Annotated in this window: 10 protein-coding genes; 5 read left to right on the forward strand and 5 right to left on the reverse strand. The window is 71.8% G+C overall.

The window, feature by feature from the left end; translation table 11 throughout:
* Window positions 1-12 precede the first annotated feature (12 nt).
* Both ABZZ04_RS07035 and ABZZ04_RS07040 read right to left on the reverse strand, forming a co-directional pair.
* Window positions 13-537 carry a MepB family protein gene (locus tag ABZZ04_RS07035; RefSeq protein WP_356931152.1) on the reverse strand — a complete coding sequence of 175 codons (525 nt, stop codon included), beginning with the start codon at window positions 535-537 and terminating at the stop codon, window positions 13-15.
* Window positions 538-724: 187 nt separating this feature from the next.
* The gene (locus ABZZ04_RS07040) at window positions 725-1,462 is read right to left on the reverse strand and encodes an SDR family oxidoreductase (protein ID WP_356931153.1); all 738 of its coding nucleotides are present in this window, start codon (window positions 1,460-1,462) and stop codon (window positions 725-727) included.
* A gap of 92 nt (window positions 1,463-1,554) precedes the next feature.
* Between ABZZ04_RS07040 and ABZZ04_RS07045 the strand changes: the two genes are divergently transcribed.
* Window positions 1,555-2,418 (forward strand): LysR family transcriptional regulator, encoded by an 864-nt coding sequence (locus tag ABZZ04_RS07045; protein ID WP_356931154.1) that lies wholly within the window; start codon window positions 1,555-1,557, stop codon window positions 2,416-2,418.
* A gap of 85 nt (window positions 2,419-2,503) precedes the next feature.
* Here the strand turns inward: ABZZ04_RS07045 and ABZZ04_RS07050 are convergent, their stop codons facing one another.
* Window positions 2,504-3,451 carry a MarR family transcriptional regulator gene (locus ABZZ04_RS07050; RefSeq protein ID WP_356931155.1) on the reverse strand — a complete coding sequence of 316 codons (948 nt, stop codon included), beginning with the start codon at window positions 3,449-3,451 and terminating at the stop codon, window positions 2,504-2,506.
* A gap of 542 nt (window positions 3,452-3,993) precedes the next feature.
* Between ABZZ04_RS07050 and ABZZ04_RS07055 the strand changes: the two genes are divergently transcribed.
* The gene (locus ABZZ04_RS07055; RefSeq protein ID WP_356931156.1) at window positions 3,994-4,620 is read left to right on the forward strand and encodes a hypothetical protein; all 627 of its coding nucleotides are present in this window, start codon (window positions 3,994-3,996) and stop codon (window positions 4,618-4,620) included.
* Between the two features lie 220 nt (window positions 4,621-4,840).
* Here the strand turns inward: ABZZ04_RS07055 and ABZZ04_RS07060 are convergent, their stop codons facing one another.
* Window positions 4,841-6,550, reverse strand: a complete 1,710-nt coding sequence (locus ABZZ04_RS07060; protein WP_356931157.1) for a hypothetical protein — start codon at window positions 6,548-6,550, stop codon at window positions 4,841-4,843.
* Window positions 6,551-6,935: 385 nt separating this feature from the next.
* On the opposite strand from ABZZ04_RS07060, the gene ABZZ04_RS07065 reads away from it, so the two are divergent.
* Window positions 6,936-7,463 carry a GNAT family N-acetyltransferase gene (locus tag ABZZ04_RS07065; protein ID WP_356931158.1) on the forward strand — a complete coding sequence of 176 codons (528 nt, stop codon included), beginning with the start codon at window positions 6,936-6,938 and terminating at the stop codon, window positions 7,461-7,463.
* Window positions 7,464-7,754: 291 nt separating this feature from the next.
* Window positions 7,755-10,079 (forward strand): serine/threonine-protein kinase, encoded by a 2,325-nt coding sequence (locus tag ABZZ04_RS07070; RefSeq protein ID WP_356931159.1) that lies wholly within the window; start codon window positions 7,755-7,757, stop codon window positions 10,077-10,079.
* A gap of 39 nt (window positions 10,080-10,118) precedes the next feature.
* On the opposite strand, the gene ABZZ04_RS07075 is transcribed toward ABZZ04_RS07070, so the two are convergent.
* Complete coding sequence (locus tag ABZZ04_RS07075) at window positions 10,119-10,574, reverse strand: VOC family protein (RefSeq protein WP_356931160.1); 456 nt, start codon at window positions 10,572-10,574, stop codon at window positions 10,119-10,121.
* 169 nt (window positions 10,575-10,743) lie between these two features.
* On the opposite strand from ABZZ04_RS07075, the gene ABZZ04_RS07080 reads away from it, so the two are divergent.
* Window positions 10,744-11,949 (forward strand): mannosyltransferase family protein, encoded by a 1,206-nt coding sequence (locus ABZZ04_RS07080; RefSeq protein WP_356931161.1) that lies wholly within the window; start codon window positions 10,744-10,746, stop codon window positions 11,947-11,949.
* The last annotated feature ends 33 nt before the right edge of the window (window positions 11,950-11,982 follow it).

Raw genomic sequence — 11,982 nt, forward strand, 5'->3', positions numbered from 1 at the left:
GCCGGGCAGGCGCTACGGGTGGTGGAGGGCGCGGACGCGGGCCGGATCGGCGGGCCCGTCCTCGCCGAGGTGGAGGAAGTGCTTCACCTGCCATGCCTGTGTGGCAGCGGCCTGCCGACCGGTCGTGGTCACCCATGGCGGATAGACGCGGAAGCCCCGCTTCCCGCCGGAACCGTCGCGGGAGACGATGCCGTGCTCGACCAGTGCCTCGCGCGGGAGGACGAACTGCCCGAAGCCGTCGTCGTCCCGGCTGCTGATGACGAAGAGATCCACCCCGTCGTCGGTGTCGAAGGGCCGGATCGGCCCTTCCTCGGACCGCTGCCACACGGTGACGAACTGGCCCGCTTTCTTCGGGGTGGTCCTGGCCGCGCGGAACCGGACCGAGAGGCCGTCGAGCGTGAAGACATGGGCCGCGTACTCGGCGCCCTCCGGTTCGGGCACCGGCAGTGAGCAGGCAAAACCGCTCGGGTCGTACACGAGCGCCTTCGCCGCCCGCAGGTCGGCGTGAAGCCCCGACCACGTCTGATCCGTCACCATGCCACCATCCTCCCAACCACCCGGCGGGGCCGGGCGGGAGCCGGGGCGGGGCAGGCCCCGCCCGTCCACGAGGACCCGGGCGGACGCCGGGAACACCGGTGGTGGGCCGGTCCCGGGATCGCGTCAGTAGGGCAGGCCCTCGGAGGCCGCGCGCAGTGCGGCGACGAGGCACGCGGCGAGTTCGTGATCACCAGGGGACGACGCCGTCGTCCTCGAAGAACGAGCCGGTCGGGCCGCCGTCGGGCAGCGTGGCGAGCCGGATCGCCGTGGCCGCGCCCTGTTCAGGGGTGCGGGGCCCTTGGAAGCCCGTGAAGTCGGTCGCGACCAGACCCGGGCAGGCGGCGTTGATCAGGATGTTCGTATCGGCGAACTGCCGGGCGTACTGCACGGTGAGGGCATTGAGGAACGACTTCGACGGTGCGTAGGCCGCCATGATCGGGCCGATCTCGGTGTCCGGGTCCGACTGCCGGGTCAGGGAACCGACGCTGCTGGAGACGTTGACGATGCGTGGCGAGGCCGAGCGCCGCAACAGCGGCAGCATCGCGTTGGTGACCCGGACGACACCCATGACGTTGGTGTCCACGACCGTGCGGAGCACCTCCAGATCGAGCGCGGTCGGGTCCTGCACCCACCCCGGGCCCATCTCGCCCGAGACACCGGCATTGTTGACCAGGGCGTCCAGACGCCCGGCCAGCCGTTCGATCAGTTCCGCGGCATCAGCGACGCTCCGGTCGTCGGTCACGTCCAGCGGTACCCCGAACGCGTCCACGCCGACGGCGCGCAGCTTTCCGACGGCGGTTTCGCGCCGGGCCGCGTCGCGGGCTCCCACGCCCACGCGGTATCCGAGGCCGCCCAGCCCGGCCGCGATCTCGTACCCGATGCCCTTGTTCGCGCCGGTCACCAGCGCAATCATCGTTTCGCTCATGCCGATGATGCTGGCTCGCAGACGAGTGGCGCGGCCAACACCGATACGGTGCCCTGTCATACCCTCCGGGTATCACCGCGTATGCTGCGGCCGTGGACACCCTGGAGACCCGCGAGTTGAGGTACTTCGTGGCTGTCGCCGAGGAACTGCACTTCGGACGCGCCGCCGAGCGTCTCGGCATGGCCCAGCCGCCGCTGTCGCGGGCGATCCAGCAGCTCGAACGGCGCCTCGGGGTCAGCCTGTTGCAGCGCAACCGCCGCGGTGTCCGCCTGACCGGTGCCGGAGAAGTGCTGTTGCACGAGGGCCGGGCGGCCCTCGACGCGACCGCTGCCGCCGCTCGCCGCACCCGGCGCGCGGGCGGTGCCGACAGCCCTGGCGGCCCCCACGGCCGGCTGGTCCTCGCGGTGAAGGCCGCCGCGTCGCACGAACTGCTGCGGAAGCTCCTCGACGCCTACGCGGCCGAGCCCGGCAGTGCCGAGATCGAGGTGCTGCTGTGCGGTCCGTGCGAGCAGGAAGAGTTGCTGCGCGACGGACGTGCCGATGTCGCGCTCATGCATGCGCCGTGGAACTCCCTCGCGGGGTTCGACAGCGAGGCACTGACGACCGAAGGGCAGATCGCCATCCTGCCTGCCGGGCACCCGCTCGCCGCCCGCGAGACCTTGTCCCTGGCCGATGTCAGCGATGTCCCGGATCTGCCGCTCGCCCGGTGGCCCACCCACGGCACCTACGCACCCGGTCCGGGCCCCGAGATCCACAACCAGACGCAGCTGGCCCAGTTGATCGCTCTCGGACGCACCGTGGCGGTCGTCCCCGACTCCGCTCGCTCCTGGCTGTGGGCCGAGCACGCCGCCGTCCCCCTGACCGACGCGCCTCCCGTCGTGACCCACATCGCCTGGCCCGCGCACAGCCGCTCCCTCGCCCTGGCCGACCTGGTCCGCACGGCCGCACGGCTGTGACCGACCAGGTACTGTCCCGGACGCGGAATGCGGAGCGGTGAGAATTCGTCGGCTTCGGTGCGACAGGACAGTGGGCGCCCGACCATCAGCGGGGCGGACGGCCTTGCGGTGACGGTTCGGGTTGGCGGCAGGGCCTGCACAGGCCGTCGATGAACGCTTCGGGGCGGCCGGGTGTGCGGCATTCGGTGCACTCGACCATCATCCGGCGCAGCGGTGCCTCCGACGCGGGTCGGGGCGTGGGGGCGGGCATGCGGGGCGGGAGCTTGTCGCGCAGGCGGCGGCGTACGAACCCGAAGGGCGAGCCGACGGCATCGGGGAGTCCGGCGGTCAGAGCGCCCGTCAGGTACTCGGCGCCCACGCCCCGTTCGAACCACTCGGCCGCCAGCTGCTCCAGCTCCGCGCAGTCCGCCGCCGAGAGCGCCAGCCTCGCATCGGCACGACCCAGCCGCGCCAGGGCCATGAACGCCCGCGAAGGCCGCTTCCCTTCGCTCTCTTCCGTCTCCGGCTGGGGCTCCAACTCCCGCTCCGGCTGCGGCTCTTCGGTGCGCTGCTGCGGAAACGGAACCGGAACCGGCACGGGAACGGGAACGGGCGCTGCTGCCGGTACGGGCGTGGGCTCCGGTACGGGCGTGGCCTCGGCGGTGAGGAAGGTGCCCCACCATTCGTTGTCGTGGGCGTTGCGTGACCAGTAGGTGCGGGTGACCCAACGGACCTGGTCGCCCTCGCCGTTCAGCTCCCGGACGCGTCGCAGGTGACCGGCCACGCTCAGGGCCCGTAACGCGCTGCTCACCGCCATCTGGCCGTACAGCGGCAGGACCTTGGCCAGTGACTTGATGTCCATCACCGCGCCGTCCGGCAGCGCTTCGATGTAGCCCGCGATGTGGCGTTCCCGCTCGGGCAGGAATGCGAAATCACCTTCGAGCGGCGGACGTTGCTCCGGCACGGAACGCTTCCCGTAACCCGGTCGGGCCTTCGGATGGGCGCGTGAGGATGCGGACGCACACAGGGCAGAGCTAAGGTCTGAAACAGCCACAGGATCGTCGCCTCTCGATCGATCTTGGGGTCAGACCCCGGCCGGTGCTCCAACACCGCGTCCGGGGTCATTACGTTCGGCACCGTAGACAGCCACGACTCTCCGCCGCAAGTCGGTCACGACTAGTCATACTTGCTGGCCGTTACGGGTCGGGGAGGGGAGGGGGGTTCCCAACCCCAACCGGTAAACCAACCGCTTGAACTACACAGCTCGAACCCCGGATCTCGAATCCCGCCCCTCGAATCCCGAAGCTCAAGCCCCGGCCCCGAGCCCCCTCCCGTACCCCCGGACGAGTGAACAGCCCCTTCCCCGAGCCTCGAAACCCGAAGCTCGGCTCCCGAAGCTCGGGGCGCTCAAATGGGCCCGGGGAAAGCCCAGTCGGAACTGTTCGGAACTGTTCGGAACTGTTCAGAACCGGTCCGGAGCCATCACGGCCTGCGGGCGGCGTGCGGCCCGACCCAGCCGGTGGCGGCCACCACCTCTCGCGCGATCTCCATGACGGACCGCCCGTCCGTGTCACAGGCGGTGGATACCCTGCGGGAATGAGCAACGCGATGTGGGATGCCCTGGCAGCGACGCCCCTCCCGGAAGTGCGGCGCCGCGCGGCCGTCATGGACGAACTCGCCGGGGTCGCACCGGTGACGGTGCCCGGCGCGCACCGCCTGGCCTGGAACGACCGCGGCGGCCAGTCCGCGGTCTGGTACTTCACGGAGGACGGCCGCGCGCTGCTGCTGACGTTCGACCACGAGTCGGACCTGAACCTGTACGCCGAGGAGGACTACGAGCTCCAGGAGTCCTTCTACAAGGGCGTCCCCGAGTCCCTCGTCGCCCTGGTCCGCGACCGGCCCGAGAACTACGAGTCGCTGAACCTCACGGACTCCGGTACGGGCCGGACGATCCACTACGCGGGCGGCGTCTTCTGGTACGACGGCACCCACTGGCACGTGTCCGAGGGGCTGACGGAGTACTGCGGGAGCGAGGACGGCGAGGACGTGGACCTGTTCACCGACTCCGGCTTCGGCTACTGCCTGAACCCCTGCCGCTTCGGCCAGGACTTCACCCCGGAGACCGTCGTGGCGGTGCGGGACGAGGACGGCCTGTACGAGGACGAGGAGCAGAAGGAAGCGGCCCTGCTCACCCTCCGCGAGGTCTTCGCCCGGCACGACTAGGGCGTCTCTCCCGGTCCTGGCCCGGTCTTCGGCGCGCATGCGACCTTCCCCCTGTGGGCAAACGGTTCCTTCTGGCACACCCGAGACACGGCGGCCGGGCCAGGTACCGGAGGGCACAGCGGGGGCAACGCACGGGGGCGGTCGGCACATGACCACGGCGCCGACGACCGGGCCGCCGGGTCCGTCCAGGGGCGTCCCGGAGTCGTTCCGGAACCTCCCGTTACCGGCCGTCGAGCTGGAGCGGCGGGTTCGGATCGGTGTCGTCGCTCATGAAGTCCTTCATGCCCTGCCACAGCGAGCGGGCCCGGTGGACGGTGGCCCCGCGGACGCCCTCCAGGACCTCCGAACGCTCGCCGAAGCCGACCGGGAGCGGCGGAAGGCCCAGCGTGGCCAGGGTGCGGATCAGGAGCTCCGACGGCTCGCCCGGGTCGCGCAGCAGCCGCGCCACCTCGCGGGCGTCGCCGTCGCCGGCCGCCGCGACGAACAGCTCCGCGTGCCGTTGCGCGACCTCCTGCGACGGCGTCGCCCCGGGCCCCGCCCACCGGTGCCGGGCGGTCGTACTGCCCTTGCTGACGACGGTCAGGGCCCGGGAGTCGTCCCCTTCGCAGTGGGCGACCAGGGTGGTCAGCCGATCGGCGCCGAACGCGGATTCCGCGACCCTCGCCAGTCCGTCCAGGCGCAGCAGCGTCGCGCGGCGCCCGCGCTTGCCGGGTGTCTCCTGCGACGGGGCCGCCTCCATCAGCGTCCACCGTCCGGCCGGGGCGAGCCGGACGGTCGCCCCGCACAGCAGCAGCTCCTGCGAGACGCGCTGCGGCGAGGCGGGCACGTACGCGATCTCCCGTGGCGCCTGCGTCAGCGCGGACTCCGGCAGCGGCACCGCGGGGGCGGGGACCGTGCCGTTGCGGGGGACGGAGGCGGCGAGCCGGGACCGGGCGTGGTCCCGGAAGTGCAGGAACGCCTGGAGGGGGGACCCTGCGTAGGCCCACGGGTACTCGGTGGCGTACCGCCCGATGGAGCGGTAGACGTCCAGCGACTCGGCCCAGCGTTCCTGCCTGTTCAGCGCCCACACCAGGTGGTTGCGGACCAGGCGGGCAGCACGGTCCTCGGGCGGGCGCGACGCGGAGTACGCCTGGGCCGTGGCGATGATCTCGTCGATCCGGTCGGCGCCGGGAGCCCCCTGACCGCCGTTCCTGCCCCGGCGTTTCCCCCCTCTGTCCGCCTCGATGCCGACCTCCGTCAGCGCCACGACCTCCAGGGCACGGACGGGGGAGCCCTGCGGGGCGTCGGCGGCGGCGCGGGCCGCGTGGTCGAGCATCTCCCCGTGGCTGCCGTACCACTTGGCGGAGAGGAACTGCACGGCCTGGATGTGGGTGGGCAAGTGGTGGGGTCCGCAGCCGAGCGCCCGGCCCAGGCAGTCGTCGAAGACCTCGCGCGGCGCCTGGGCACCGAGGCAGTGGGCCAGGGCCGCGGACCACGGGACCGGGTCGCCGGGGTTGGCCGCCACGGCCGCCTCGATGACCGGCAGCGCCTCGTCCAGCAGCGAGAAGAAGGCGCGGAACCGGTCCTCGGACACGTCCTTCGCGTACGCGCCCGTACGGACCCTCCCCGCCTCGTCGATCCGCCGGAACGCCTCGACGACGAGGGCGTCCGGGTCGTCCGGCGACTCGGCCCGCCAGGCGTCCAGCCACGCCGCGTCGTCCACGGCGATTTCGGCGAGGGCGCGCACGGACTCGTTCCGCAGGGTCCAGTCGGCCTCTTCACGCGTGGCGGCGAGGAGCACACGGGCCGGCGCGTACGCACCACGGCGGGCGGCGGCCAGGGCGTCGGTGGCGCGTGCGTCCGGTGCGTCGATCACGACCGCGTGGTCCGACGGCAGCCCGACTCCCGTCGCCTCCAGGTGCCGGACCATGCGCGCTGCCTTGCCGAACACGTACGCCTCCTCCATAAGACCTGCACGTGTCCGCCATGATCGTTCCCGTTTCGCGCTCCCGGCGGGGCCGACCGCCGAGTCGTGTCCATAACGCCGTCGTAACGTGACCTCTACGGCGCTATGTCATGAAGTGTCATGAAAGGACGCCCACTTGGCCCGCTCGCAGACCCCGGTCCCGAAACCTGGTCCCGGACTCCGGTCTCGAAACCTGTCCCGGGCTCTGCCCGTTTGCCCGTCCCCTGCCCGGCTGCCCGGCTGCCCGGCTGCCCGGCTGCCCGGCTGCCCGGCTGCCCGGCTGCCCGCGCCAAGCGTTCCGCAGGCCTGTGAAGACGGGATCGCGAAAATCGCGCGAAGCGCTCGGCGCGCTTCGTCGAGGATGGCCGCCATGACCCACGTGATCGAATCCCCTCGTGCCGACGACGCCTCGTCCCTGGGCCTCCTGCAGTTGAGGGTCTGGCTGCAGACGTATCCCTGCGCGGAAGCGGGGATCGACGAGCCCTGGATCCGTGAGCACCGCGGCTTCTCCGCCACCACGGGGGGAATCGCCCAGTGGCGAGAGTTCATCGAGGCGGCAGGGAGCCGGCCGGACCTGCTGTTCTGCCGTGTCGTCCGCTCCGGGACGGAGATCGTCGGCTTCCTGTGCGGCCGCCGGGACGAGGTGGTCTCCCTCGGGCCGATGTACCTGCTGGACGAAGCCCAGGGACGAGGCACCGGAGGCCGGTTGATGGGCGAGTTCCTCACCTGGGCGGGGAGTGCACCCATGCGCCTGTGGGTCACCGACTACAACGAGCGCGCGATCCGCTTCTACCAGCGCCACGGATTCAAGGCCACCGGTGAACGAGAGCTCTGGCGAGGGAAACTGCCGAACATACGCATGATCCGCGACGCTCCGTCGAGCCGCGATCCCGGCTGAGCAGGCATCGGACCGGCTCGCCCGGGACGAGAAACGATCTCCGTCTCCGTCTCCGTCGGGAGAACCTCAATCACATCCGGGAATCACCCCGCAGGTGTCGTCCGTTCAACGACGGGCACCACAGCACTTCCCTCCGGGTGGGCCGCGCGGATCAGGTGGACAAATGGCTGGTACCGACTGGAAGTTGAGCCCCGGTGGCCCCGTCGGTGCTTCCCTCTCCCACCCCGACCCGTTCTGGCATGATGCGCTGTCAGTGCCTGGAAGGGCTGCGCCGTTCGCAGAGGAGGGGCCGTGTTCGACGGGCTGGAGCCGGAGGACCCGCGGCAGGTGGGGCGGTACCGGATCGTGGCGCGGATCGGCGCGGGCGGCATGGGGCAGGTGTATCTGGGACGTTCGCCCGGTGGCCGCCCGGTCGCGCTGAAGGTGGTACGTCCGGAGCTGGCCCGGGACGTGGACTTCCGGCGGCGCTTCGCCCGTGAGGTGACGGCGGCCCGCAGGGTGAACGGGGCTTTCACCGCCGGGGTCGTCGACGCCGAACCCGACGGTTCCCCGGCCTGGCTGGCGACCGTCTACGTGTCCGGTGTGTCGCTGGGCGAGGCGGTTGCCCGGCACGGGCCGTGGCGGGCCGAGCACGTGCTGGCACTCGGCGCCGGTCTGGCGGAGGCCCTGGAGGCGATCCACGCCGCCGGCGTCGTGCACCGCGACCTGAAACCCTCCAACGTCCTGCTGGCCCCCGACGGCCCCCGAGTGATCGACTTCGGCATCTCGACAGCGAGCGAGGCCAGCGCGCTGACCCACACCGGCATGACGATCGGCACGCCCGGCTTCATGTCCCCGGAACAACTCACCGGCCGGTCCGTCGGGCCCGCCAGCGACGTCTTCGCGCTCGGCGCGGTACTCGCCCACACCGCCACCGGCACCGGCCCGTTCGGCACCGGCACCCCCCACGCCCTGCATTTCCGCGCCGTGTACGAGGAGCCCGACCTCGACGCCCTTCCGCCGGAACTGCGCCGGATCGTGGCCGCCTGCTTGGCCAAGGAGCCCGACCAGCGGCCGACCGTGGCCGATCTGCTGCACCGGATGACCACTTCGGGCGAGGGGGATGCGGCCGAAGCGGCGCCCCTGCTCGCGGAGCCAGGCTGGATGCCCGACGAGGTCGACCGGCTGGTCCGGGCGAAGGCCGCCACCCCGCTGCCCCGCAACCCTGTCCCGACGCCCGCGCCTGTCGCGGCAGCACCGACCCCGACCGCGCCGGACATACCCGTCGCACCGCACGGAGCCACGACCGAACCGGCGCGGATGCCTGCCGCGTCCGGACCGGCTCGGATGCCTGCCGCGCCCGCGGCACCCGCCGCGACCGACCCCTCTCCGGCCACCGCCCCGGCCCTGCACGACGCGCCCACCCGGACCGCCGCCCCTGCCGCACCGAGCCCCGGCGACCCGACTCCTCCGCCCCCGCCCCTCTCCCGGCGCAGCGTCCTGCTCGCCGTGACAGGTACGGCAGCCACCGCCGGACTCGCCGTCGCGCTCTGGAAGACCGCCGACAGGGGGTCCGGGTCCGCCGGCTCGCCCTCCGCCCTCCAGCCGTCCGCGCGGAAGCCCACCCGTACCACCGCTCCACCGGCCCCCCGCGAGCCGGGCCAAAAGATCTGGTCCTTCCATACCGGCGAAAAGGTGCAGACGAAGCCGACCGTTGCGAACGGCGTCGTCTACTTCGGCAGCAACAACCGCAATCTGTACGCGCTGGACGCCGCCACGGGCAAGCAGCGCTGGTCCCTCGACACCGGCAGTGTGCTCTACTCGACGTCCGTCGTCGTGGGCGATCTGCTCTATGTGAGCACTTACTACAACGGCCTGTGGGCGGTGGACGTCGCAACCGGCAAGAAACGCTGGGCCTTCGCCACCGACGGATCAACATTCGCGTCGCCGGTCGTGGTGAACGGTGTCGTCTACGTCGGGAGCAGCGACGAGCACTTCTACGCGGTGGACGCGGTGACGGGCAAAAAGATATGGAGCTTCCGCTGTCGCAAGGACGGCTCGGTGACGGAGCAGCCGGTCGTGGCGAACGGTGTCGTGTACTTCGGCAGTGACGACAACCATCTCTACGCGCTGGACGCCAGGACGGGAAAACGACGTTGGGCCTTCCCCATGCACGACGGCATAAACTCCGCCCCGGCCGTTGCCGACGGCCTGGTCTACATCTCCAGCAACCGCCTGTACGCGGTGAATGCCGCAACGGGGAAGCAGCGGTGGTCCCGCACCGGCATCAAATACAAGATGCTGGCCGGCTACCGTTCTTTCTCGGCGCCGACTGTGGCCGACGGCACGGTGTACGTCGGCGACAGCATCGAGTACCTGTTCGCGCTGGACGCCGCGACGGGCAAGAAACGCTGGGCCTTCGAAACCGAGAACAGTGTCCTCGCCGCCGCGACCGTGGCGAACGGGGTGGTCTACGTGCCCAGCTTCGACAGCAATCTGTACGCGGTGGACGGGCGGACGGGAAAGAAGCGCTGGGCCTTCCGCACAGGCTCCGAACTGCACTCCTCCCCGACGGTGGCGGGCGACGTGATCTACGTCGGCAGCAGCGACCAAACCCTGTACGCCATCCAGACATGAAGCCGGTGTCCGGCCGCGAACGGCGCGGCCGGACACCGCCTAGACGACGTCGAACTCGTTGCCCTCCGGGTCCTGGAGCAGGACGGCGTACTGCCCCATGTCCGGCTCGTCCGCGATCCGAACCACCCCGGCCCCGGCCTCGACCAGCCTCTCCACCGCGGCGGTGACCCGCTGCGTGCGGACCTCCAACGGGACGTCGCGCCCGCCGCCGACCTTCAGGTCGAAGTGGATGCGGTTCTTGACGGTCTTGGGCTCCGGAACCTGCTGGAACCACACCCGCGGCCCCCGCCCCGCGGGATCGATGATCGACTCCGGTATGTCGCCCGCGCCTGCGGGCAGTTCCTCCTCGGGCACCCCCATGGCCGCCCAGTACTCACGCCACGTGGCATGACCGGCCGGCGGGGGCTCGGGCACGTACCCCAGGGCCTCGCTCCAGAACGCCACCATCCTCTGCGGATCGGCACAGTCGATCGTCAGCTGCACGGTCGTCTCCATGCCCCGAGCCTGACAGACAGGTCTGACACCCACGCCGAACCGCCCCCAGGGACCACGGAGGCACGCTTCGGCCCCTCTCGGGCGCCCTGGACGAACGGACAGCCCGTGCCTGCTTCCCGGGGAACGGGGGCAGGCGCGGGCGCGGGCGTCGACGCGCGATACTTCCGGCATGCCCGAGATCAAGGACGTGCCCCTCCCCCGGGCTGCCGACCCGCGGTCGGATTCCGTGTCCGGTCCGTCGGCGGTCTCGCTCCGCCCCGCCGCGCCCGCGCTGCTGGGCTATGTCGCCGTGCGGTTCGTCGGCGTCGCGATCCTGCTGATCGGCGGCGCCGCCACCGGCAAGGACGGGATGCACCGGCTCACGGGGCGCTGGGACTCCGTCTGGTACCAGCGGATCGCCGAGCACGGGTACGGGTACGAGATCCGGCTCCCGGACGGCGCCCTCCACTCGGACCTGGCCTTCTTCCCGCTGCTGCCGGCGCTGGAGCGGGGGCTGGCCGCCCTGTTGCCGCCGCTCGGCGTGGCCGGTGCGGGGCTGGTGGTGTCGTGGCTCGCCTCGCTCGTCGCCGCCTGGGGCATCTTCGCCGTGGGCACGCGGCTGTACGGGCGGCGGGCGGGCACGCTGCTGGCCGTGCTGTGGGGGGTGTACCCGACGGCGTTCGTGCAGTCCATGGCGTACACCGAGACGCTGTTCACGGCACTGGCGGCCTGGGCGCTGTACGCCGTCCTGACCGACCGGTGGATCACGGCGGGGGTGCTGTGCGTCGGCGCCGGGCTGACCCGGCCGGTCGCGGTCGCGCTGATCGCGGCGATCGGCGTCACCGCGCTGTGGCGGCTGATCACCGCACGGCGCGAGGGCCTGCCGCTGCGGGCGCACCGGCGGATGGTGGCGGGCGCATGCCTGGCCCCGCTGGGCTGGCTGGCGTACACCGTCTTCGTGGCCGTGCGCGAGGGGCGTCCGTTCGCGTACTTCGACGTCCAGGCGGGCTGGAACAACCGGATCGACGGCGGGGCGGCGCTGGCCGCGTTCGTGGGCGAGCAGTTCGGCCGCAACGTCTTCGCGGGGCTCGGCCTGTGCGCGGCCTTCGCCCTCCTCTTCGGGGTGGTGTGGCTGTGCGTACGGCAACGGCCGCGCCAGCCGCTGCCCGTGATCGTCTACTGCCTCCTGGTGGTCGTGATCTCGCTGATCGGGTCCGGCTACTTCGGCTCCAGGCCCCGGCTGATGATGCCCGCGTTCCCGCTGCTGCTGCCCGCCGCGGTGGCCCTGGCGGGTGCCCGGTGGCGGACGGTCCCGGTGGTGGCCGTCGTGGGCGCGGCGGCGCTCGCGTCGGGGGCGTACGGGGCCTTCACCCTGCTCGGTTCCGGGCCTCCGTGATGTGTGATCACCGCTCCTCCGGTCCGTCGACTC

Origin of the sequence: Streptomyces sp. NPDC006435 (assembly GCF_040612315.1) — a bacterium.
GTDB lineage: Bacteria > Actinomycetota > Actinomycetes > Streptomycetales > Streptomycetaceae > Streptomyces.